The organism is Methyloceanibacter sp., from assembly GCF_058506495.1.
On sequence record NZ_JBZMXT010000004.1, the window covers coordinates 57,233 to 80,288 of the forward strand.

Sequence of the window (23,056 nt, forward strand, 5' to 3'; positions counted from 1 at the left end):
ACGCAACGTACGCGGTGCGCGGCTACCCTTAGTCCGCACAGTGCCATGCCGCTGGCAACGAATGCTGACGAGTCCTGTTGTGCGAAACGCACCGCAAGATAAATCTTGATTAGCGCCGCTGCGCCCGACAAGATGGCGATGGAAAGGACGCACCCCGATCGACCAATGCGTTGGATTGGAAGAAAAGGAGTGGGTTCAATCTTGGCCGTGCTTTGTCAAATCGACGACGCTCAGCGGGCCAAACAACAGCAGTAAGGGAGGAGATCACTGTGAAAAGAAGTGTACTAGTTGCTTTACTTGTAGTGGGCTTTGCGACGCCAGCTGCAGCAGCGAAGTTCTACACTACCATTAATACCGTCGGTGACTGCGGTATGATCCAAAATCCCACACCGTCAGCTGGCATGAAGAGGATTGGCCCCGATGAGGGGTATGACTCGAGGGAGGCAGCTAGAGCGGCGCTGGCCGACAACAAGGATTGTAAGGGTATCGTCGAATAGACAATCGAGCAGCAACACGAGATAGAGTTCGGAGCCGCCAGCCGTCAGGCTGACGGCTCCTTTATTTTGGGACGGTCGGTCGAATTTCTGAAGAGCGTGATGTCGCGTTGAACGATCACATGGATCGTTGGCGGACGTTCGATTTTCTAAGTAACGCAGACGCCGATCGTCAGTCGCCTTGCCGCCTCTGAAGGGCCAGGTATCCGACAAAGAACAGTGTGGATAGCAAGGCGGCCAGTAAATCGAACTCGAACCAGATGGGGCCCTGTGGTTGGGACCAGTCGTAAAGCGCAGCCATGATCGGGCCGAAGAATAGGATGGTCACGCCCAAAATTAGGCAAAGCACCTGTATGGCCAGTCTGCGACCGAAGAAGCTTGATCCCGCGCTCCCAAAAATCCGCCACCAGAGGATGCGGAGAATGACGAAGATGCCGGTCGCGAGCGAGGCATAAACAAGATAAAGGGCCGACCTCGACTCGATATCCCACGACGCCCTAATTGCGAGTTGGACCTCGACGAAATCGGCAATCAGCGCGCTTGCGGCTGCAAGCAGAAAGAAAATGACGCTTTCTCGGAAAAGATTTGACCGGCCCGCCGACTGCGAATCGTCCGTCAGATCGAGCGAGGCATCGACTTCCGTACCGCATGCGCTACAGAATTTGTCGTCAGGACGCAACGGCGCGCCACAGTTTCGGCAGGTCTTATCCATCTGACGTCTGTCCCCCCGTGCGCTTGCATCCCCTGGCATGCGTGGCCAAGGGCCAGAATCATCATCGAGGCATTACGATAGCCCATCAATGAGCAGGACACACATACCACTGATGCCCTCTTCCAGAGAAATCGCAGCAGTGGAACCGCACGCCGTCAGACGTCCACCCGAACGGGCCCTGGCCTCTACGCGGTCCGTGATTGCATTCGGGCGACACCCGCTTTAGTCACAGTCCACGATGTGGGAAGCGATAAGCAGCTGGGATGGTTGGAACGAGGTCAGCACGGCGGGTGCGTGGTTCATCACGGCCTGCCTTCTCTTCATCGGACTACTAGGCTGCTTTCTCCCGATCTTACCTGGACCGCTGATTATTTTGATCGCTGTCATGTTCCACTGGCTGATGCTTGGGAAAGAATCCGGGGTTGATTGGCTGACATTTGTCGTTCTGGTCGCCCTCATCATCGCATCGCAAATTTATGACGTCGTCAGCGGTGCCGCTGGATCTCGATGGTTCGGCGGGACAAAGTGGGGAGCGATCGGCGCGGTCGTCGGTGCGATCGCCGGACTTTTCTTTCTGCCGCTCGGACTTATCCTCGGCCCGCTCATTGGTGCGGGTGGCTTCGAGCTCGCGTTCGGCAATCAAGATGCCCGGAAGGCGGCCGTTTCAGGGGTTGGCTCCGCTGTGGGTGCGCTTTCGGCCGTGTTGGCGAAAGTGCTCATTGGCGTGCTGATGATTGTGTGGTTCCTGGTGGACGTGTTCTTTATTGGCAATTAGACGCGCTGTTTCGGCGTGCCCGCTCGGCCAGGCGACCACAACATCTACCCTCTAACCACTTGCCGAGATCCGCACTTCGGTCGACCCAGTCCTGCGGTTGTCCGTTTCGCCCCTAAGGTCTGCACACTGCGGTGTAGCGCAGTGCGGCGACGATCTTTGCACCTCCAATCAACGCGGAAGTCTAAAGCGAACGTAGCGCAGCGGCGCTGAGGCAAACGCAGACGATTATCGTAAGCGGCCAGCGAAGACGTGGATACCAAGCGGGGGCCTCACCCCGTTTCACCGCATAAAGATCGTACAGCAAGAGACCGACGAAGCAGAGCGCCAGCCATATGAATTGCATGCCGCCGCCGATGAACGCCGTGGCCGTCGCAGCAAGAGCCGGTAGAACGCTCACAAAGTACCGCCGCCAGGGTTGATCGCCGGAGGGCGCCGTCATCGCTAACCCCCAGTGTACGGCCCCCATGAACGAAAGTATCGCAATGCTGTAGGCGATGAGGGCCTGCCGAGAGACCACGGCTGACACGTCACTGCCTGTGAGCCACATGCCCGTCAGAAACAGAAATGGAATGAGGCCCGCGGCGCCAAGAACGACAGCGGGCGCCGGTATCGGCGAAATCTGTTCTTCAGGCTGCGGTGTGCTCATGATGACGCGTAGCCCTCTGTCCTACCAATGCTCCGTGCCGCGCGCGCCCTTCGGGATGCCTTCAAGGTTAGGCGTCACCCAACCTCCATAGAACCCTCCAGGTTGAGGAACCGCGAGGAGCTCGCCAACGCGGCACTCCTCCATCAAACTGGCGTAGAAGGCCAGGTATCCGGCGATCGGCGCGAAAGGCTCGGTTGGGTCTTCATAGCTCCAAGCGGCTGCTCTCGCAGTAACGGAGCCCCCGATGACGTCGAAGTACTGCGCGACACCCTTCCACTCGCAGAAGCTCCGTCCCTGCGCTGGGATAAGCGTGGCAGACACGTCCTCTGGCGGGAAGTAGTAGGTCGGTGCGTGATGGGTCTCAAGGACGCGCATCGTGCGAGTGGAGTCCGCGATTACGGTACCGCCGAGACGCACAGTAAGCCGGTGTTCCACAGGTTCGAGCGCGGGCGGCCGTGGGTATGATTGAACGTTCTCTTTGGGTAGGTCGGTCATGGCGGCGCCCTACATATCGCACATTTGCAAGCACCGCGAGAGGTGGACATTCGCCGACGAGCGCCGGCTTCCGGGGACAATCGCGGATCGTCCCCGGAACGCAAGTTGCTACTCAACCGGCTCGATATCGCCAGGGCGCCAGGTCTTGTCGAACCAAGCTTCCGTTGGGCTGTAGAGACGCAAAATCGTGAAGAAGCCTTTGCCAGGAACTGTCTGGATCCAGTTGTCCTCGAAGCCCTCAGGAGGCTCGGGGCCGAAGTAAAGGTCAAGCGAACCGTCCTCGTTGTACTTGACCTTGTCCTTGTGCTTCTCGCTGTTGTAGCTCGGGAAAGGCTGATCCGTCTGCAATTGTGAACGCGTTTGCGGGTCGTACAGAACGATGGACGTGAACTTCTTGGCCGGTGGGTCCTTAGGCAGGTTCAGTTTGTATGTCTTGCTGCCATCCAAATAGTCGCCGTTGGCATCGAGCGCACCCCAGGCATACTGAGAGCCCTTGCCAACCAGCTTCTTCGTCATGGCCGGCGTATTCACCGTCGCGAAGTAGAAGAACTCCGTACGTCCGTCGAGGTCACGGCCGCCCTTGCCGTCTTCCCGTAGGAACTGATAGTTGCCACCCGGGAAGCCGATCTTCCAATAGCTGCCGTCATAGAGAAAATCGCCCGGGTTGCGCTCATACCAAAGAAGCGTACGTGCGGTGGCGTTCCCCACCTCGGCGGCCTTGATCAGGATGTTCTTCATGCGGAGATCGGGCGCGAACGGTTTGTCCTTCTCGATCCCGATCGAGGCAAAAAGGCCGCGCAGTTCAGGGTCGAGCATCCCTACTGGCTCGCGCTGGATAACCGAGTTCAGCTCCTTGAAGAAATTGAAGTCTGTCGAGTGGATCGTATTGATTGGTTGACGCGAACCGTTCTCGAAGACCATCTCTGGTGGATTATCTTTCTGCGACAGGGGGTAGACCTTGATGCCATCGCGGAACAATTTGCTTGAGAATTCGGGTTTGCCGTCTTTGAGGAATCCCCGCGCGATGTACCAATTCACCCAGCTGGGCGACTTGGCGACGAAATAAGTCTCACCATCGACCTCCGCTTCCATGCCGCCGACGGGTGGATCGAGATCGCCGTCATAGTCCGGCGGCAGGATTAGGTATTTGCCGCCCTTTCCAGCATCGGGTCCGGGCGGTCCGGTGTCGACGACAAATCTAAAGAAGGCGTCGTTCACCGTACCTGGCCCAGTCCCCGGTGGAACCTCGATCACAGTCGGCCCGTCCGCTTTTAGGTCGAGAATAGTGCTCAAGTAGACGGTATCGGTGTTGCCAGTTAGGAACAGCGGATTGCTGTCCATCAAGTCGTCGAAGATCAGTATCCGATTGGATTGCGTCTTGCCGTCGACCACCTGACTGCGACGTATGGCCTCCATCGAAGCGGCCGGCATACCGTTCAGGAATGTCTGCACGCCACGTATGTAATCGAGGTGGTTGTAGAGCGCCTCGGCGGTCGCAGGCTTCGGTATCCCATCGAAGAATTCAATGTCGCCCACGCGCGTGGGGTACTTGTCCGGTGTCAATAAGCCTTCTGGGATCTTGGTGTTGTAGCCTGGCGTTGGCTCCTCGGCCAGCGCCGGCTGATTTATCATGAGCACCGAAAATAGCGCTGCTCCGAGAGCACATCCCAGAGATTTCATCCCAAGTCTCCTCTTACTTGATCCTCATTTGACTGGCTCGGTCGCAATCGAGCCCGCCGGGTATTTGGTATCCTCACTGCGCAACGTGATAATCAAGAACACTAAGCAAATCGCCCAGATGACACCTTTGAGAATCACCGATTGCACTTCTTCATAGGGATGATCGGGGCGAATTGTGGCACCTCGGAGCCACGTTTCAAGGTGCGCAAAGAACGTAACAAACATGCCACCTGTTGCATACGCCCAGGCAACTGCCATTAGCTGCGGTGCAACTGCACGCTTCTGTTGCCAGCAAACGGCGGCCGACAAAAGCAGCGCGCCACAAACGTAATTCTCAACCATCGTCGTCGCATTCACCGAAAGGTAGCTAAGCTCTCTCCGGAGTGTTTCTCCGGCGATGAACACAAACGCCATGACCTATGCGGCATAGTAAGCGGATCGCATCAGAAACTCCTGGTCGAGTTTGCAGCGGACGCCAATATAGAGACGTGCTCGTCCAAGCCAATCATCTCATTCTCAGTATCTGGGTAGTTCTTATCGCCCACGGCATTCGTTGCCTGGACAGGCTAGCCACCGCTTCCGCTGACGCTCTACTTGTTGCACCTTGGGTGATCTGAGACCCTCAGAGCGGAGGTCAACCGCCATGACCGTTATCGTTCCAGCGCATATACCCGCGCCCTCGGCTACGATCTCACCCGTCAGGATTTCACACTGCAGCATCCAGACAGCCCAGGTGCCTGCGATGAAGAAGTGGTACGAGACGGTTCTTGGTGCCGCGACTGTGTACCAAAGCGATAAGGTCTGCCTGCTCACATTCGATGACGAGCATCATCGTGTCGCCTTGATCCATACGAATGACGCAACGCCTAACGATCATCGAGGACCAGGCATCGTCCATATTGCGATGACTTATGCCAAACTCGGCAATCTCGTTTCGACATATGAGAGACTCAAATCGTTGGGGATCAAGCCGGATTCGGCGATCAACCATGGCCCGAGCACGTCACTCTATTACTGCGACCCCGACGGCAACCATCTCGAGCTGCTGGTCGATAATTTTGCCAGCGTGGCAGAACTGGAGGCTTGGTTCAAAACAGGGGCCCATGAGCGCCATCCTGGCGGGGAACCATTTGACCCGGAAGATCTCGTAACGAGGTATCGTGAGGGCAACAAGCAGCCTGAGGTCTTGACGTAGCCCCCACCGCCTACCCCATGCATTAGTTGAGTCGCGTTCGCGAGGTCTCGGGGATCAGAGACAACACCGCCAGCGACACTGCGGCCGCAGCAATAATGTAAAGAGCTGGAGCCACGTTGCTGCCAGTCTCTTTGATGAGCAGGATCGTAATCATTGGTGTGCTGCCCCCAAACAAGGCCATGGATAAATTGTAGCCAAGCGACGTGCAGGTGACCCTCAGATGGCCAGGCACAATCTCTGTCATGGTTGAAGGGGCAGTTCCCGAATAGGCACCAACGATAAGGGCAAAAGCTAACTGACACGTAAGCGCGACCCAAAAATTGCCTGATGAGATAAGGATGAAGAGCGGCAACGCAAATACGATTGCAGCCACCGCGCTTGCGCCAAGCACACGCTTTCGTCCAATGCGGTCAGAAAGCGCGCCCGCGGCAGCCGTCACCGCCAAAAGCGCGATCAAACCCACCGTCGAAATAGTGAGCGCGGACGCTTCCGTGAGACCGATAAATTTGCTGAGGTAAGTCTTCATGAATATGAAGATCATGAAGAAGGAGACTGCATGCATGAGATTGAGGCCGACGACACGCAGGACCGTCGGCAAGTGGTTCGTAAGCGCATCTAGGATTGGAAGCTGCGCTTGCTTCTGATCCTGCTGGCCGCCGCGTGTCTCTGCTAGGTTGCGCCGCAGATACAATCCAATGATCCCGACCACACCGCCGGCGAGAAACGGGATGCGCCAACCCCAGGCATCAACCGCATCGGCGGGGAGAACCAGAAAAAGGATGTTCGCCGCGGCGGACCCCAAGAGCGTGCCGACACCAGCACCGAGGATGGACGCTGTACAGAGCAACCCGCGGTGGCCGTCGGCGGCGCACTCTGCGCAATAGCAGACCGAACCGGTGTATTCCCCGCCGATAGAGAACCCCTGCAGCATGCGGAAGAAAACCAACAGAGCAGCGGCGAGAGGACCGATTTGCTGAACCGTCGGCAACAGTCCGATTGCGACGGTGGCGAGCGCCATTGCGACCATGGAGCCCACAAGCACCGGGCGTCGACCATAGCGGTCGCCAATGTGGCCAAACAAGATCCCGCCAATCGGCCGCATGAGATGGCCTGCCGCGAAGACGCCGAATGTGATGATGAGTGAGTCGATTTCATCAGAACGCGGAAAAAACAGACGCCCCATCGTTGCTGCGAAGAAGGCGTAGACCGCGAAGTCGTACCACTCGAGAATATTTCCAACGGCACTTGCGAGTGCGGCGCGCCGAGGGGCGAGCGGTGTGTGGTCTGCTTGGGGTGACAACACTTTGACGGATCGAGAATTGAATGATGGAACGTAGATCTGGACCTCGACGCCAAGTGTAGCATTCTCAGTTAAACTTAAAACTTTTCGTTAGCTCGCACATGATCCGATGACGGCGGACCGATGCAACGGCGATACGAAGAATTCACGTCCGTGCACCAACAGCCGTAATGCGGACGATAGATCCACCCGCACGCTAAGCTAGGGCACCAGCGTTGTCGCTATGTGACAACGCACATTGTATAATTGCCCCTTCAAACAGCTTTGGTCAGACGTTCTTTGGGAGATGGTGGGCATGGCAGTTACGTTGGCAGAATTTATCGTATGGGTGATTATTGGGATGATAGCTGGATCGCTGGCCGGCACGGTGGTCACGGCCAAGCGGGACGGCATGGGCCGTTGGACCAGCTTGGGAGTCGGGATGGTCGGAGCCTTGATCGGCGGCGCCGTATTCAGCCTATTTGGGATTTGGCCAGCTCTCGATGCTATCTCCGTGTCGCTTAGGGACATTGTTGCGGCATTCATTGGCTCCTTGATCTTCTTGCTAATTCTTTGGATCGCAAGGACGAGTGGATCCAACAAGAGTTGAAGCCTCACTGGAAAAACAAATGGCAAAGAAAAACCGAAAGACGTGTCTTGTGCTGCACAAAAAGTCCTGCACGAGGCCCGAGGTAAAGGCAGCGGTCAAGCACGCACGGCAATCGGGCATTGATATCGATGTCTACATCCCCTGGAACGGGAGATCCCTTCGCGACTACGTTCGGCAGTCGATCAAGAATGGTGCCGAACGGATTATTGCCGGCGGTGGCGATGGCACGTTGAATGCCGTGGTCAATGCCATGATGAAGCAAGACAAAAGCCGCGGTGCGTCGCTCGGCATTCTCCCGCTCGGCACGGCAAACGACTTCGCGAGAGGTGCTGGCATTGACTCAAACGATCTGGGAGGCGCACTCCTGTTGGCTTGCACGGGCAAGCCGACCAAAGTCGACGTCGGGCGAATGAATGGACAACACTTCATCAACGTCGCAAGCGCGGGGTTCGGTGCGGAAGTGACCGCATCAACACCCCAGGATATGAAGAAGTCCCTCGGCGGAGCGGCATACTCCATCATGGGTTTTGTTAAGGCGTTTCATCTGGAGCCGTATGAGGGGCGGCTCGTTCTTCCCGATGGCACCGCTGAAGAAGGCTCAATGCTGGTCATGGCAGTCGGAAACAGCCGCTTTGCAGGTGGAGGATACAACGTAGCGCCTCAAGCGAGCCTCACCGACGGCTTGCTCGACGTGGCAGTCTTGAGCGGATCACGGCCCACATCGATGAACCGCATCACGGCGGAACTGAGGGACCCGACGAATGCCCAGAATGAGCACCTACTCTATCGTCAACTTTCGAAATTCAGGATCGAATCCAAAAAACCCATGCATGTGAACCTGGATGGAGAGCCCGTCCAAGGTGTCAGTTTCGATTTTCACTGCTGCCCGGGAGCCTTGCCGGTGGTTCTGGGCGAGTCTGGCGCGAACGGTTAGCCCGTGTCGGTGCTTCGGCCCGCCATGAACACCTCGTATTATGACAGTGTCATAGGTCTGCTATATATGATGCAGACGGAGTAAGCTCGCCAACGAGCCTGAGACGCTGCAAGTGGGAGGACATGTATGTCTGAAGTCGTCACCAAAACGCCTCTTCAATATCTCGACAGAGCAACTAGTGCGATGCACAGCCTTGGCCTCATGCCAGATGAGAGTGGGGAGGAACCGATAGCCGGGCTGCTCGAGAAGATCTCGGATCTAGATCCTGACCGGATTGCAGTGATCACCCGCACGCTAGATCAGATGAGTGTATTCAACGAAATTGTGCGTGAGCAGATCAGTCAAGTTACGATCGGCGAGCGCTACGACGACATCACACAGGGCTTCAACTCGATTCGTGACGATGCGAAACGCATGGTTGATCAAATCGCCGACGATAAACTCGACGTTTTTGAACGCGCAACGAACGTCTGGATGAAGATCTCGCGCGGAGATATTGCAGCCCGCTTCGACAAGCTCAAGGAGATCTATCTTGATGTGTCTAGTGACACGAAGGATCAGATTCAGCGCGAGCACATAATCATGGAAGCCTATCAGGACTTTCGCGGTGCGCTGAAACAAGCCGAGGTGTCGGCCCTGGAGGTGCTCAAAAAGGCGGAAGCCGAACTCTCGGCAGCAAAAGACAAGCTCAACGCCGCATCGAAGTCCGTAGAGGATTATCAGGGAGACGACACCGCTGAACGCGCGCGGCTAGAACTTACCCGTGACGAGCTGTTGCGCCAGATGCAGAACTCCGAGGGCCGCTACCAAATCGCCAAAGACCTCGCCGACAATCTTACGATTGGCTACAACACCTCCGAACTCATTATGGCCCGGCTGATGCAGGCGACGTCTGCGAAAGAGCGCGTGTACCAGCAATCAGTCTCATTTTTCAGCACGAATGACTCGGTCTTGACGGCACTTAAAGCGTCGTTCACGGGCATGTTCGGTCTTCACGAGGCGACTGAGACTCTCAACGAGATGAAGGAAGGCGTCTCGAAGTCGATTGAGGTCCTCTCCGAAATCGGTGGCAAGGTGCAAGAAGAAGCGCTGAAGGCCGGTTATGGTCCAACTATTCGGGCTGACGCTGTGAAGAAGCTGGTGGACTCGGTGGTCAATTATCAGGAGAAATCAACTGAGATCATCGCCGAGATGCGCAAGCTTGCCACTGAGAATTCCGAAGAGATTAGAGAAGCCGTTGAAGACGGCAAGCGTCGCGTTGCAAAGCTCGCTGAGAAAGGCAACGCGCTCTTGCTCGAAGAGCGGCCGCAGACGGAAGCAGCTTCCGGTTAATGGTCGGCGCTTGGCAGATTGCGAACGAAAATGAGTGAAGAGCGTGCTGAGAAATCGGTAGCGGCGCCCAAGCTGGACGACTTGATGATGGCGATGGATGTGGTCGACACGCTCCGTCATGAGCAGGACCTCGTCCAACGCGAGCTGGACCAAGCAAGCCGGGATGACGTTCTCAAGAAGCGCTTGCGCGAGCTCTACGAAGGCCAAGGACTCGAAGTCAGCGAGGCCATTCTTGACGAGGGTATCAAGGCCCTAAAGGAGAGCCGGTTCACCTACGAGCGCCAAGGCTCGGCGCTGATGCGCGGACTCGCGATGCTCTGGGTCCGGCGAACAATTGTGGGTGGCTTGTTGGTTGCCCTAATGCTCGCCGCTGTACTCTTCCTGGGAAACTGGTGGTGGCAGTGGTCTTCGGCCAGGCAGGAGGCTGAGGCCGCGCGTATAGAGCTCACGCAAACACTGCCAGACGCATTGAATGCGGCAGCGCTTGCGGCCAGTGCAGTAGCGCACACACCGCAAGCCAAGGACGCAGTGGATGCTCTCGAAGCGGAAGCCGCGAGTGCCCTGTCCCGATCAGATGCTGCCCGCGCTCGCGCGGTGATTGCCAATCTCGAGGGTCTTCGAGACGACCTGGCGCTGACTTACAACTTGGTCATTGTGCAGCGTGGTCAATCGGCTGTGGAGACGACGCCCGATGTCAATCCAAATGTGCGGAACTACTACCTGATCGTCGAGGCGATTGCGCCGGACGGTTCGAAGCTGTCGCGAACGATCACCAATGAGGAGACCGGTCAGCAAGAGACCGTTGATATGTGGGCCGTGCGAGTGCCACAGCAGACTTACGAGACCGTCCGCGTCGACAAGCTCGATGACGGCATCATTCAGGAACGAATCCTCGGTGTTAAGCAGCGTGGTTCGCTAAGGCCGGTCTATTCTATGCCCGTCTCGGGCGGAGCAATCACCAAATGGTAGCGGGCTGACATGATCTCGTCGCGCAACGCGCTATCGTCGCTGGAACAGGCCCTTCGCGGTATTCGCCGCGACGAGGAAAATCTATCAGGCGTTTTGCGAAATGCGTCTGAGGAGCTCGCGTCTGTCAGGACCCGACAAGCCGATGCCTTCCGCGCGCTCGCACGCTTGCGTCTCGACGCGCTGAAACAAGGCGAAGTCTTCGGTCAGATTGACACCGTAGAAGCCAGAGCACTCGAGTTGATAAGGCAATGGCAGAAACGCGTGGATGAGGCGATCGACGAACGGAACGCACTGGAAATGCAGATTGAGCGAACCGAGGACGAGCGTCTAGAGAAAGTCGACGATGTCGATGCCGCCATCCAGGCGATTGAAGATCTCCAAGAAGCTACAGAACCTGAGATTGAGGCGGATGCCTCGTGGCAGGCTCAGCGCAAGAAGCTTGCAACTGCGACATCGGTGGCCAAGGCAGCCGACGAGAAGGCAAACAATGCAGAGGCCGATCTCGACGACAAGGGTAAACCCTACAAAGCCGACCCGCTCTTCATGTATTTGTGGAATGCCGGTTTTGGGACATCAAAGTATAAGTCTGGCGGCCTCACGCGTTTTTTCGATGCATGGATTGCACGGCTTATCGGGTTCGAGCGCGCCCGCCAGGATTATCACATGCTGACGGAGATCCCGAAGCGACTGCGACAGCACGCTGACTACGTGGCTGAGAAAGCAGAAGCGGAGGATGTCGCTCTGGAAGAGATCGAGCGCCGACTGTTGGAGGCTCGCGGCATCACCCAGCTTGAGAGCCGATTGGAAGCGCTGCATAAGGCGTTGACCGATGCTGAGGCACGGCTTGATGCGCTTCGCTCGGAATTTGAGCAGCGGGCGCAAGACGACAAGATCCTCCTGGACCCCAAGCAGGACCCATCCCATCGCGATGCGGTCGAAATGCTTGCGAAGGCCCTCGAACGAGAAGACCTCGATCAGCTTTGGCGCGAAGCGAAGCAAACACCTACGGGCGAAGACGAAGGTCTCGTTAGCCAGCTGAATCAAGATCTCAACCGCATTCGAGATGTCGAACGCCAAATCACCGAGGCACGACAGGCGATCGTGAGACTCGCTGAGCGACGCGTCGAGCTGGAGCGCTCACGCGACCGCTTCTATCGCTCAGGCTACGACAATCCAATTGGCGGTTTCAGCAACGGGGACGCAATTGGCGAGGTGATCGGAGGAATTCTGGCTGGCGCGTTGGAGAGCGGAAAACTCGATGATCTGTTCGACATCGGCTATCGGCAGCGGCGGCGCCCCCGCCGCGGCAACGTTGGTGGCGGCTTCCGCTTACCTTCCGGCGGCAGATGGACAGGAGGCGGTACCATCGGCGGCGGACGCCGCGGCCGCTCAAGACCGGGCGGCTTTCGCACCACCGGTGGATTCTAGCCCCCTGCCCCAAATGTTCGCCAATGGGACGAAGCAATGAAGCGGATCCAGCTCGAGCCACCCAACCAACCGGTTGCTTTTGTACTGATTTCTGACCCAACGCATAATCGGGCGACTTTGCCAACGAATACAGTCGGCCTTGAGATCATCGGTGAGTGACATCTCGTAGTAGACAGGCATCTCTGGCGGCCGCGCGAAAGGCGCGAGCAGGCTGGCGACTGCAACATCGGCTCTTCTGAACGAATCCCCCGCGAGATAGGGGCGACCGTCGCCGAGCTTCTCATCGCGCCAGTCTAATTCGACTTCCAAAATTGATCGGCTCTCCGCGGCGGCCGTATCCGTGACTCCATAAGCCGGCATAATCAGCCGCCGCGTCACGGGCCACATCATGTCGCCAAGAAAACGATGGGTTCGACTGGCGTTCTGAAACAGTCCGGGCTTGGCGTACTGAGGAAACCGGGGAAGTATTTCCGCGTGTGCAAGGCGTCTAACATGCCAGCCGATGATACTATTGGGGCACTCCTCAATCTTTCGGGAGCCCTCTTTTGTTAGTTGGCGGCTGGGATGCTTCGACTGGGCATCCGCCCAATCAATGATCGCGTCGCTGCCGTGCACAACCTTCTCTCCGTCTCGCACGATCGGCACAGTGGTCCTTTAGGCACCGCATCGTTTGCTCAGGATCTGATGCAATCCCGGCGGCCAACTGATCTCGTTGTAGTCAATGTCGTGCCAGCCGAGTGCCCAGCGAGCCTTTTCGCAAAAGTGCGAAATTCCAGAAGTGATAAGGCTTGCACTTGAATTGGTCATCGGGCCCTCCGTTGCCAATCGAGCCTTTTGCGCTGATCAGCCAACGATCTGAGTGTACTGCAACCAACGTGCGCCAGGTCGAAGCATGGCGTATGCCGACTGAAATCAGATGCTGGCGACAAGCTTGCGGACGCAGTCAGCGCCGCTCCAAGATTGCTGGAATCTTGTTGGCGGGGAGCAGGGTGATTTGCGGCTTGAAGGCAATGTCGGCGTCCGTCGCGAGCGTGAAGCGATAGCGCTGTCCCACGCCTGCGAGGATGATCGCAGCTTCGAGTAAGGCAAAGGTGTTGCCGACGCAGACCCTCTGCCCTCCTCCAAACGGATAATAAACAAACTTGGGAAGCTTCCGCTGTAGACCATTGTCCCAGCGCTGCGGCTTGAACGACTCTGGATCGGGAAAGTACTTTGGATCGCGATGGCTTACCCACTGACTCATGAAGACAGTGTTGCCGCGCTTTACGCGATAGCCGCCGAGTTCCAGGTCTTTTGTGGCTTCTCGACCGATCACGTAAACGGCCGGACAGAGCCTCATAGACTCTAAAATCACTTTCGCCGTATCGGGGAGGTTTGCCACATCCTCTACCGATGGGATACGCCCCCCAAGGACACGCCGCCACTCATCAACAACGCGCTCTTCTGCGTCGGGATTTTGCGATAGCAGATACCAGGTCCAAGCGAGCGTAAGTGCAGTTGTCTCATGGCTCGCGAGATAAAGCGTCATCAATTCGTCGCGAAGCTGCTTATCCGTCATCCGAACGCCATCCTCTGGCTCTAAATGAACCAGACGAGACAGCAGATCACCGCTGCCGCTGTCCCGTTTCCGACCCGATTCGATGAAGCCGTTCACGACCTCGTCGAGTTCTCGTATCCCGCGTTTCAGACGGACTGTTTCTGGCGTTGGCAGCCACAGAGGCGCCTTGAAAACACTGCGGAGACGCGCCGTCATGATGTCAAAGACCAAGTGGAGCTTATCGGCGAAGCGCTGGCGATCCCCAGCATTATCGATATCGAACAGCGCCTTGAGGGCGATTCTGCTCGTTAAAGCTCCAAACTCGAACTCGACATTGACGCGTTGGCCCGGAGACCACGACTGAAGCATATCCTCCGTAAGCGCCTCCATGATTGGCGCGTAAGAGCGTACACGGCTTTTTGCGAACGCCGGTTGCACGAGCTTGCGCTGACGCTGCCAATAAGCGCCCTCGCTTGTTACAAGACCTTCGCCCAGCACTGGCTTGAAGGCCCGTGCGCCGAAATGCTTGACGTAGTGCGAAGCGTCGCGCACCAAAACCTGCTCGACTAAGTCGGGTCTGCTGGCAAGGAAGACCCGCTTGGGCCCAAACCGAAAGCTCGCAAGCGGTCCGTACTCTCTCGCCGTATCGAGTAGAAATTCGAGAATGCCACTGCGAAAGGCTTGAATACTGCCCCCAATGAGAGTGCCTCGCGGCCCGGGAGGCAAACCTGAGTGTATTGGCTTGGGTGACACCATTATCCGACAGACAGATCGAGGACACCAGCAGAGCGGAGGGGTCGACTACACGCGCATACAAATCGTCAGTCAACGCGGCAATCTGTCAATCTACAGTTGCTTTACAGGTGTTACCACCCTCCCCCATCACGTCGCAATTCTTCCTTCTCTTCCCTGTTCCAAAGTTCTCTCACCAGACTGCTATTTGAGCAACTCAGAGCGCGCTTTGGTAGGCCACTCACGGCGTTGGCGGCTTCGACTTTGAGCGTCATCTGGCCGCGCCAGAGTACATGCAGCCGTCAAACACAACGGGCAAACTCCGTGCGGTCGCATCAAACGGCTGTGGATCTGTCCCGCCTGGGCGAACGTCTCAATCCCGCGATTGATGCGGAGAGCCAGCATGGAGCATGCGCAAGACACACAGAGCCTTCGAGACCAGCTTGAAGCCTGCGAGATTAGGCTCGCGGGCAAAGACGGTCGGTCCTACGCGATACGCCCTATCCGTACCTCGGACGCGGCATCACTGATACGCGGCTATGATGCGACGTCCGATAGGCTCAAATGGTTCCAACTGCTGCATGCCATTCCGCATCTAACAGAGACCATGGCGCTGGACTTCCGCAGCCCAGATCCAACGCGAGACAGTTGTGTTGTTGTTGAGGGCTGTGACGAGCTTGACGGTGAGATCCTCGGCGGCACTCGAATATCGGGCGTGGCCGACGGCGCCAAAGCAGAGTTTTCGGTTTCGCTGCGGCCTGAGGCTCAAGGCTTAGGCCTTGCGAGGAAGGCGCTCGAGACAGTCTTCGCCGTTGCAAAGGAGATGGGCTACGTACAAATCTGGGGGTCGATCCACCGGCGCAACGAGCCGATGTTGCGGATTGCCGAAAGTATGGGTTTCATCTCCGGCGAGATGTCGAAAATCCAGCACTGATGGTGGCGGAATTGACCCTATAGGCGCCTATTGAAGGGCGCTCAAGCGGAGTCCCTCTTTCGACGAGAAATGCGACTGCGATTCTGTTGGCCAAGCGCCTCGATCGGGCACGAAAGACGGCCCCGACCAAAAGGCCGGGGCCAGGTGACCAATGAGTCTGCAGGATTCTAGTGCCGTGTCAGCCCGACTACTGGCTAGACGACAGCTTCAGCGGCTCTGTGACCACTGCTTCCTGGTGTGCGTGGAAGCAAGCGGACAAGCCAACCGTAGCGGCAACCACCACCGCCATAGCAATTAGCTTACGCATCTCTCAGTCCCCCGAATTCGTTTCCCTAATTAAGAACCCTCACTTTAACCACTCCGCCACGGAAAAACTGTGCGATTCTGGCAACACTCAGAGCTTTTTTCTGGATGGCTTCTGTGTTGCATTTCGGGCGCGGAGCGAGGAAAGCTCCGGGCCGAAAGCGGAACAGTTGTCGAAATCTCCTGAATCCCCTAGTCCAGCGCCCGATCTCTCGCCCTCAGGGTCGATGGTCCGGGTGCAGATGAATGGGTAATGCCGCCAATCGGGTGCTGGCACACCTGTCTCAAGGTCTCGACCGAAGGGCCCCAATGTTCGTCACCGCGACTGTGAGCTGCCAAGGTGCGCGCGACATTGGAGAAAAACGGCGAGCGCACCACCAGGACTATTAGCTCCCAACAAGTGCAACATACGCCTGTAAACGGTGTTTTACGTCGTCGATGTCGCGCAGCACCCGTTCGACACCTGCTGTCTTACTGGCTGTTGTTCCTTGTTCCCTGAGTCGAAGTTCGTTCTTCAGGATATCAAGATCACGCTCGTACATCTCGATCAGCATTCTGAGCGCTATCACGTGGTCATCTTTTGACATCAGGCCCTACCTATCGAGCAGACATTGTTAGTGTTTATGTCAAAGTCTGCCAAGCTCCAATGAACGGCATTCACTAATTTCTGACGCTCTTGCAATATGCAAGCTCAGAACGAGCCCAGAGCCGTGCCGAGTAGAATGACGGCAGCGAGCGCAATAAGGGCGCCGACTATCGCAACCATGAACACATCTATGTAGCTCTGCTTGTGCGTGACACCGCACACGGCAAGCAACGTGACGACGGCACCGTTGTGCGGAAGGCTGTCGAGGGTCCCAGCGCTCATAACGGCAACCCGATGGAGCAGCTCGGGATTGATGCCGTACTGGCTGGCAAGCTCCATGTATGTGGGGCCAAGCGCATCGAGCGCGATCGTCATACCGCCAGATGCCGAGCCTGTGAGCGCAGCGAGAACGTTGGTTGCAACAGCCAGCGATACCAGCGGACCCCCACCAATTGACAGAACCCAATCGCGCACGAGGCCAAACGCTGGCAATGCAGCGATCACCGCGCCAAAGCCTACAAGACTAGCGACGCTGAACGCAGGCAGAACCGACGCGTTTGCTCCCGCATCCATGGTCTCGCGCAACGAGGGCAGCCGGCGAAAATTTAGGGTGATCAGCGTGAGTAGTGCCACGAATAGGGCGACAACAACGGCCCAGACGCCTCCAACCCCTGCGAGCGTGGTCGCGCCCCATTTTTCTTCGGCAAGGAAGCTGGTGTTCAGGCGGGGAAGCACAACGACGCTCATCAGCAAGTTGACCGAGATGACGACAACAAGCGGAAGCAGCGCAACAACAAAGCTGGGGTCTGAGCGTGCATGACGCCCATGCGGCAACTCGGCGGGATCGAACTCGCTAGCGATTGCCGCGCGTTCGCGGAGGCTCGGATCGTCAGCGGAGAGCGCCGGACACGTCGCCGCGTCGAACCCCTCACCTGCACGGCGCGCGGCCTTCTCCGCTTGTGAAAGCCACCACAATCCAAAGCCGAGCATGATGGCAGCGGCAATAATGCCGAGACCAGGGGCGGCGAACGGTGTCGTGCCGAAGAAGGGCATCGGGATCGCGTTTTGCAGCGCCGGCGTACCGGGCAGCGCGGACATGGTGAATGTCATGGTTCCGAGCGCGATGGCGCCCGGCATAAGTCGTCGCGGAATCGCGGCCGTCTTAAACAACCCCTGCGCCATCGGCACGAGCACAAAGATTGCGACGAACAGGCTAACGCCTCCATAGGTGACGATGGCACCGCCGAGCACGACGGCGAGGATTGTCCTCGCGGCGCCCAGCTTCTCCGTCATGAATCGAGCGATCACCTCAACCGATCCGCTGTCCTCCATCAGCTTGCCGAACAGCGCGCCGAGCAGGAACAGCGGAAAGAACTGAGCGAGAAATTGCGCCGCGCCGGTCATAAAGACTTGTGTGAGATGCGCGAGCAGCGGCTCGCCCGACGCAAAGGCCGCGAGCAAAGCCGCCGCAGGCGCAAGCAGCAGAATGCTCCAGCCGCGGAAGGACAGCCACATGAGAAGCCCGAGAGCGAGGAGGATGCCAAGCAAACTCAGCAGCATCAGACAGGCCCAAGAAATTCGTCGAGGTTGAGGGTCGATTTGACACCGAGCTGGTCTACATGCACATGGAGGAAGGCGTCCGCTACACGGCGCCCTTCATCGCGTAGCATGGTCAAAAACTCCCACTCGGCGTTCAGCTTCGACGAATAGCCAAGCTTCTTCATGATGTCGCTTGAGATGCGGTGAATACGCATCTCCGCCCATCGCGCGCCTTCGGAGTTCCCCGGATCGCTCACGGAACGCAGCACTGCGATCATCCTGAGTTCTTTAAGGAGCGTTGCGTTGAAGGAAACCTCATTGACGCGATTGACGATCTCTCGGGCCGAGCGCGGCGTGCCATGTCGCTCGACAGGGTTCACCTGCACAAGGATGGTATCCCTGGAATCGCACTCCTGCACGAGCGGGGTGATAGTGGGATTGCCGGCAAACCCACCATCCCAGTACGCTTCTCCATCGATCTCGACTGCCTGGAACATGGCTGGCAAACATGCCGACGCCAAAAGTACGTCAGGTGTGAGCTGTGCATTGCGGAAGACGCGCCCGCGCCCTGTCCGCACATTGGTGGCAGTTACGTAAAGCTTGATTGGCGCACGGTCGATGAGATCGAAGTCTATGCACTCGGCCAAGACGTCGGACAACGGGTTCAGCCCGCTCGGATTGAGATCGTAAGGCGAAACGACGCGCGCCATGAGATCCAAGGCAATGAACATGGGTGAATTGTCGAGCGTCCATTTGCCCGACAGAATGTCGAAGGGCCCGCGCCTGAAAGGACTAAATCTCGCGGCGTCAGATACGCTGCGCCAGAACGTCTCAAGGCTGGACTTGGCGCCCGCGGCACCATCTTGTGTATATCCCGAGACCAGCACTGCGCCATTCATCGCCCCGGCTGACGTTCCCGAGATACCCTCGATCCGCAACCAATCTTCTTCAAGAAGACGGTCCAGCACGCCCCAGGTGAACGCGCCATGTGCGCCGCCGCCTTGTAGCGCAAGATCAACGAGGACGGGGCTACGGTTCATTGTACAGCCTGTGACTAGGGCAACAACTTACGCTGACTTGCCGCCTTGTTCGGCCTCCGTGAAAAAACGACTTGAGCTGAATCAGCGCCCACGCGTTGCTCATCGCCATCGACCGAAAAAAGTGCATGCAGGAGGGTTTGAACGGAAGGTACACACCCTCCGTTTTTGTGTCGAGTGCCACCGACGGGTCAGAACGTCTCACATCGAGAGCCTTTTGGGTGCAGACCGAGGGTTGAAGCATGTCGCGATTGAACGGATGCTCACATTGTCGCATGAGCCTCTAGTGGTCGCGGTACTCAGATTGCCGTATTCATACTTAGCTACGTTAGAATCCGTACGAGCACCTCATTTGGCATGACCCAAGAAATTGAAATCAACGCCTTCATTGCACTCACCATAGGGTTCGTTGTCTTCTTCTTGGGACAGCAACTGACAAAGAAGATCCGCTTCTTGTCTGACTACAACATCCCCGAGCCTGTTAGCGGCGGGATCGCAGTCGCGCTGTTGACTTGGGCCGTTTACGCATTCTTGGACCGCGAAATCTCGTTTGACCTAAGTGCGCGCGATGCGTTGCTCGTCTATTTCTTTACGACGGTTGGACTGAACGCGCGCTTCTCAGATTTGTTGCGCGGCGGTCTACCGCTTGCATTGTTGCTCGGCGCCACTGTGGCATTCATGTTCTTGCAGAACCTTGTGGGCGCAGCCGCGGCTCTTTTGTGGGGCTTGCCCAGCCAAGTGGGCGTTCTGCTTGGGACAGCTTCGCTTATCGGCGGACACGGCACGGCCATCGCGTGGGGGCCCAGGATCGCCGAGACATACAACGTGGCGGGGGCAACGGAACTCGGGGTTGCCATGGCGACGATGGGACTGATTGTTGCGAGCCTGCTTGGTGGTCCGATCGCAAAGTATCTTGTCGAAAAGAATAACCTGAAGGCCGACCCGGAGCAGAAAGCGGCCTTCGTGATCGTGGAGGACGACGAACGCACCGACCAGTTCGACTATGTGGACGTTATACGGTCGGTACTGGTGGCGAACATAGCGATCATCATTGGTTACACTGCCTACGTGGCTCTTCAGGAGGCGGGCATCATGCTTCCGCTGTTTGTCCCTTGTCTGCTGGCCGGCATCGTCCTTACGAATACGGTCCCTTTCCTACTCCCGAAATTGAAATGGCCGTCGCGAACGCCCGCATTGGCGCTCATCTCTGATTTCAGCCTCTCAGTCTTTCTGGCGATGTCGCTGATGAGCATGCAAATGTGGACTCTCAGCGGTTCTACCGGCCTGCTTATTACAACAACGTTCTTTCAAGCGGCGATGGCGGCGCTTTTCATTCTTTTCATTTTCTACCGACTCATGGGTAGCAATTACTTTGCCGCCGTTCTTTCAGCTGGTTTTGCTGGCTTCACACTTGGCGCGACCCCAACCGCTATCGCTAATATGAGTGCGGTGACAAAGCACTTCGGGCCCAGTCCGCTGGCATTTATTGTGCTGCCACTTGTGTCAGCATTCTTTGTGGACCTCGCGAATGCTTTTATCATTCAACTCTTTCTCGGGACGTAGCTTGCCGCGAATGAGGGTCGGCGTAGGCGGAGTGCTGATTGCAAGGGGAATGCCCCAACAAAGGAGCGTGCGGTGTCGTTAAGGGCCCTCCTAAGTGTCACCGCCCTGCTAACCGTCTTGCAGTTGGGTGAACCTGCCCTGGCTCAAACCGCTGAGCCGGTCCGCGTCGCCCCCGAAACTATCGGCCTCGGCAACTCCCCAGACGATGTCGACAATCAGCTCGCCGAGTCTGAGGAGCGCTACGATGCCTTGTTCCCGGTTGGACCGCTCGAACCCCTCCACAGGCAGTGGGAAGACTTCGCGCGCCAGCTTGAGCGGAGCATTGGGCTCGAACTGGGGCTAAACTATACAGCCCTATACCAGAATGCCGACGCCTCGCTGCCCCGTTCGCAAACAGAGGCTGCTGTGGGTGATCTCGATTTCTTTGGTCGATGGAACTTGGTGAACCGCGGCGGTCCCTGGCCCGGGGCCCTCGTTTTCTTCACCGAGAACCGTCACCGTTTCACAGACATTCCGCCATCGGATTTGGGAGCTGCGATTGGCTCGCTCTGGGGAACGACGAACGGATTCTCCAGGCAGGATTTCGCTCTCACACAACTCTACTGGGAACAGGGTTCGCGCGAGGATCAACTCGTCTACCGGCTAGGTAAGATGGATCCCGAATCTATCTACGATAGGGCGCGGTATGTAAGCGCCAATGAAGCTTTCCTCAATCAGGCGTTCTCGACAACTTTGGCCATGCCGGTGCCCACTACTGGCTTGGGGGCGGCGCTGGCCATCTCGCCATTCACCAACACCTATGTTGTTGCAGGCGTGCACGATGCGAACGGTGACAAGACATCCTTCGGCGATATCGATAAGGGAGAGCTGTTTGCGGCAATCGAGTTCGGAGTCGCACCAGGCCACGGCAAGCCAGGGGCGGGGCTCTATCACGTCACGCTCTGGCATAGCGACGCCCGCGAGGTTGCTGACATTCCTAGCGGGCGCGGTATCGCTCTAACGCTTCAACAGGAATTCGGACCTGACGGAAATATCGTTCCGTTCTTTCGGTATTCCTATGGTGATGGCGGGGCGACGCCTGTACGCCAGGCGATTGCGACAGGGTTGGGCTTTGAAGAGCCATTTGGCCAAAACAACGATCTCATCGGGTTGGGTTTCTCTTGGGGGCAACCGGCGGATACGTCGTTGAGAGATCAGTATGTCCTAGAGGCCTTTTACCGATTTCAGGTTACGCCTCATACAAACCTGACCCCCGACCTACAGGTGATCCTCGACCCATCAGAGAATCCCGCCGAAGAGACGATTGTTGTTGGCGGGATGCGGCTGAGGACGCTGTTCTAGGCGAGTTCGTCCGCTTTGGGTCATCATTGGACATCCGCGGGCTGATTGGCGATGTCCGGTGTGCCTCTCGAAGCGAACGTCATGATTCGGCTCGATCGACTACGCCCTAAAGTGTGACCCGCGAAATTGGCCTATAGAGACACAGCACTACGGGTCCCCTGCTCAACTCTGAGACCCATGTCTCTGGGGCTCTGCCTACGCAGAACCGAAGCCATTGGTGGCTGATTCCCGGGCTTCTTAGGGAAGAATTTGATGAGCTGTCGCCAGGAGGCAAAAGGCCCGTGACAGGTTGGCTGTGCTGGCAGTCTGGGGCCAACCCGTTTCTCCCTGCTAAAGCGGAAGATGCAGGGAGGTTCTGCCAAATAGCAAGGAGAGCCGTAAATGAACGACGCGCACAACTTGGTACTTCAATGCGCTAGGTGTTCCTTTCCCTAAGCTAGCGAGCAGAGAGAACCTCGGTCACAGCAGGGAGTCGTCCCCGCGGACAAGGTTTTCGGTACACACATGCGAATGCACGGGTATGTCCAGCAGCTAGTTTACATTGCGGTTATAGTGATTGAGCTATGTTCGCTTGGGCGAAAGACGAGCTCCGTCTTTATCGTCTCCAGGATTCATACAGCCAATCCATCTGGCTCACCACAGGTCGACAGGATCTCGGCGCGTACCGAATCCCGCAGCCGGACTGCAGCGGAAAAATCCGAGCCGTCAGCTGACAATAGTGGGCCTACTCGGACGGAGACTATCCCGCGTCGCGGAAACCATTGGTCACTGCGTAGAATAGATCGGGTGCCCCGCAGAGTAACAGGCAAGACACTCAAATTCTGGCGTGCCGCTATGATAAAAGCACCAAGTCGGAATGGCCGGAGCCCCGGCGCCCGTGTAAACGTGCCCTCGGGAAGGAAAACGAGCATCCGTCCCGCCTTTGCGGCCTGAAG

Annotated in this window: 23 protein-coding genes; 10 read left to right on the plus strand and 13 right to left on the minus strand. The window is 57.3% G+C overall.

Annotation, left to right across the window (positions count from 1 at the left end; genetic code table 11):
• Window positions 1–666 precede the first annotated feature (666 nt).
• Complete coding sequence (locus AC33YF_RS02025; protein ID WP_491775522.1) at window positions 667–1,206, minus strand: zinc ribbon domain-containing protein; 540 nt, start codon at window positions 1,204–1,206, stop codon at window positions 667–669.
• 238 nt (window positions 1,207–1,444) lie between these two features.
• Between AC33YF_RS02025 and AC33YF_RS02030 the strand changes: the two genes are divergently transcribed.
• The gene (locus AC33YF_RS02030) at window positions 1,445–1,981 is read left to right on the plus strand and encodes a DUF456 domain-containing protein (RefSeq protein WP_491775523.1); all 537 of its coding nucleotides are present in this window, start codon (window positions 1,445–1,447) and stop codon (window positions 1,979–1,981) included.
• Between the two features lie 181 nt (window positions 1,982–2,162).
• Here the strand turns inward: AC33YF_RS02030 and AC33YF_RS02035 are convergent, their stop codons facing one another.
• From AC33YF_RS02035 to AC33YF_RS02050, 4 genes are all read right to left on the minus strand, one after another.
• Complete coding sequence (locus AC33YF_RS02035; protein ID WP_491775524.1) at window positions 2,163–2,627, minus strand: DUF3429 domain-containing protein; 465 nt, start codon at window positions 2,625–2,627, stop codon at window positions 2,163–2,165.
• Window positions 2,628–2,648: 21 nt separating this feature from the next.
• A complete protein-coding gene (locus AC33YF_RS02040) occupies window positions 2,649–3,122 on the minus strand; it encodes a DUF427 domain-containing protein (RefSeq protein WP_491775525.1) in 474 nt (157 codons plus the stop codon).
• A 108-nt stretch (window positions 3,123–3,230) separates the two neighbouring features.
• Window positions 3,231–4,802 (minus strand): DUF1254 domain-containing protein, encoded by a 1,572-nt coding sequence (locus AC33YF_RS02045; protein ID WP_491775526.1) that lies wholly within the window; start codon window positions 4,800–4,802, stop codon window positions 3,231–3,233.
• Between the two features lie 24 nt (window positions 4,803–4,826).
• Window positions 4,827–5,216: a hypothetical protein gene (locus tag AC33YF_RS02050; protein WP_491775527.1), complete on the minus strand. Its 390-nt coding sequence runs from the start codon at window positions 5,214–5,216 to the stop codon at window positions 4,827–4,829.
• Between the two features lie 229 nt (window positions 5,217–5,445).
• Between AC33YF_RS02050 and AC33YF_RS02055 the strand changes: the two genes are divergently transcribed.
• Window positions 5,446–5,997, plus strand: coding sequence for a VOC family protein (locus AC33YF_RS02055; protein ID WP_491775528.1), 552 nt, complete (start codon window positions 5,446–5,448; stop codon window positions 5,995–5,997).
• Window positions 5,998–6,019: 22 nt separating this feature from the next.
• Here AC33YF_RS02055 and AC33YF_RS02060 read toward each other — a convergent pair whose 3' ends face one another.
• Complete coding sequence (locus AC33YF_RS02060) at window positions 6,020–7,300, minus strand: MFS transporter (protein ID WP_491775529.1); 1,281 nt, start codon at window positions 7,298–7,300, stop codon at window positions 6,020–6,022.
• Between the two features lie 292 nt (window positions 7,301–7,592).
• On the opposite strand from AC33YF_RS02060, the gene AC33YF_RS02065 reads away from it, so the two are divergent.
• From AC33YF_RS02065 to AC33YF_RS02085, 5 genes are all read left to right on the plus strand, one after another.
• On the plus strand, window positions 7,593–7,886 hold the full coding sequence (locus AC33YF_RS02065; RefSeq protein ID WP_491775530.1) for a GlsB/YeaQ/YmgE family stress response membrane protein: 294 nt from the start codon (window positions 7,593–7,595) through the stop codon (window positions 7,884–7,886).
• 19 nt (window positions 7,887–7,905) lie between these two features.
• The gene (yegS, locus tag AC33YF_RS02070) at window positions 7,906–8,820 is read left to right on the plus strand and encodes a lipid kinase YegS (protein ID WP_491775531.1); all 915 of its coding nucleotides are present in this window, start codon (window positions 7,906–7,908) and stop codon (window positions 8,818–8,820) included.
• 126 nt (window positions 8,821–8,946) lie between these two features.
• Window positions 8,947–10,152: a cell surface protein gene (locus tag AC33YF_RS02075; RefSeq protein ID WP_491775532.1), complete on the plus strand. Its 1,206-nt coding sequence runs from the start codon at window positions 8,947–8,949 to the stop codon at window positions 10,150–10,152.
• Window positions 10,153–10,182: 30 nt separating this feature from the next.
• Window positions 10,183–11,121, plus strand: coding sequence for a DUF6384 family protein (locus AC33YF_RS02080; protein ID WP_491775533.1), 939 nt, complete (start codon window positions 10,183–10,185; stop codon window positions 11,119–11,121).
• A gap of 9 nt (window positions 11,122–11,130) precedes the next feature.
• Entirely contained in the window at window positions 11,131–12,549 is a 1,419-nt protein-coding gene (locus AC33YF_RS02085; RefSeq protein ID WP_491775534.1) for a coiled-coil domain-containing protein, read from the plus strand.
• On the opposite strand, the gene AC33YF_RS02090 is transcribed toward AC33YF_RS02085, so the two are convergent.
• The 3 genes from AC33YF_RS02090 to AC33YF_RS02100 all read right to left on the minus strand — a co-directional run bounded on the left by AC33YF_RS02090 (window position 12,511) and on the right by AC33YF_RS02100 (window position 14,842).
• Complete coding sequence (locus AC33YF_RS02090) at window positions 12,511–13,194, minus strand: glutathione S-transferase family protein (protein WP_491775535.1); 684 nt, start codon at window positions 13,192–13,194, stop codon at window positions 12,511–12,513. The genes AC33YF_RS02085 and AC33YF_RS02090 overlap by 39 nt on opposite strands.
• Before the next feature lie 9 nt (window positions 13,195–13,203).
• Window positions 13,204–13,356, minus strand: a complete 153-nt coding sequence (locus AC33YF_RS02095) for a glutathione S-transferase N-terminal domain-containing protein (protein ID WP_491775536.1) — start codon at window positions 13,354–13,356, stop codon at window positions 13,204–13,206.
• Between the two features lie 136 nt (window positions 13,357–13,492).
• Window positions 13,493–14,842, minus strand: a complete 1,350-nt coding sequence (locus tag AC33YF_RS02100) for a cytochrome P450 (protein ID WP_491775537.1) — start codon at window positions 14,840–14,842, stop codon at window positions 13,493–13,495.
• A 379-nt stretch (window positions 14,843–15,221) separates the two neighbouring features.
• Here AC33YF_RS02100 and AC33YF_RS02105 point away from each other — a divergent pair, with 379 nt between their 5' ends.
• A complete protein-coding gene (locus tag AC33YF_RS02105; RefSeq protein WP_491775538.1) occupies window positions 15,222–15,752 on the plus strand; it encodes a GNAT family N-acetyltransferase in 531 nt (176 codons plus the stop codon).
• Between the two features lie 689 nt (window positions 15,753–16,441).
• Here AC33YF_RS02105 and AC33YF_RS02110 read toward each other — a convergent pair.
• The 3 genes from AC33YF_RS02110 to AC33YF_RS02120 all read right to left on the minus strand — a co-directional run bounded on the left by AC33YF_RS02110 (window position 16,442) and on the right by AC33YF_RS02120 (window position 19,220).
• On the minus strand, window positions 16,442–16,609 hold the full coding sequence (locus AC33YF_RS02110) for a hypothetical protein (RefSeq protein ID WP_491775539.1): 168 nt from the start codon (window positions 16,607–16,609) through the stop codon (window positions 16,442–16,444).
• Window positions 16,610–16,746: 137 nt separating this feature from the next.
• Complete coding sequence (locus AC33YF_RS02115; protein WP_491775547.1) at window positions 16,747–18,195, minus strand: GntP family permease; 1,449 nt, start codon at window positions 18,193–18,195, stop codon at window positions 16,747–16,749.
• A 5-nt stretch (window positions 18,196–18,200) separates the two neighbouring features.
• Window positions 18,201–19,220, minus strand: coding sequence for a patatin-like phospholipase family protein (locus tag AC33YF_RS02120; RefSeq protein ID WP_491775540.1), 1,020 nt, complete (start codon window positions 19,218–19,220; stop codon window positions 18,201–18,203).
• Window positions 19,221–19,574: 354 nt separating this feature from the next.
• Between AC33YF_RS02120 and gltS the strand changes: the two genes are divergently transcribed.
• Both gltS and AC33YF_RS02130 read left to right on the plus strand, forming a co-directional pair.
• Window positions 19,575–20,780: a sodium/glutamate symporter gene (gltS, locus tag AC33YF_RS02125; protein WP_491775541.1), complete on the plus strand. Its 1,206-nt coding sequence runs from the start codon at window positions 19,575–19,577 to the stop codon at window positions 20,778–20,780.
• A gap of 72 nt (window positions 20,781–20,852) precedes the next feature.
• Window positions 20,853–22,121: a carbohydrate porin gene (locus tag AC33YF_RS02130; RefSeq protein WP_491775542.1), complete on the plus strand. Its 1,269-nt coding sequence runs from the start codon at window positions 20,853–20,855 to the stop codon at window positions 22,119–22,121.
• A 611-nt stretch (window positions 22,122–22,732) separates the two neighbouring features.
• On the opposite strand, the gene AC33YF_RS02135 is transcribed toward AC33YF_RS02130, so the two are convergent.
• Window positions 22,733–23,056 (minus strand): lysophospholipid acyltransferase family protein (locus AC33YF_RS02135; RefSeq protein WP_491775543.1); only part of this gene is annotated, 324 nt, incomplete at its 5' end.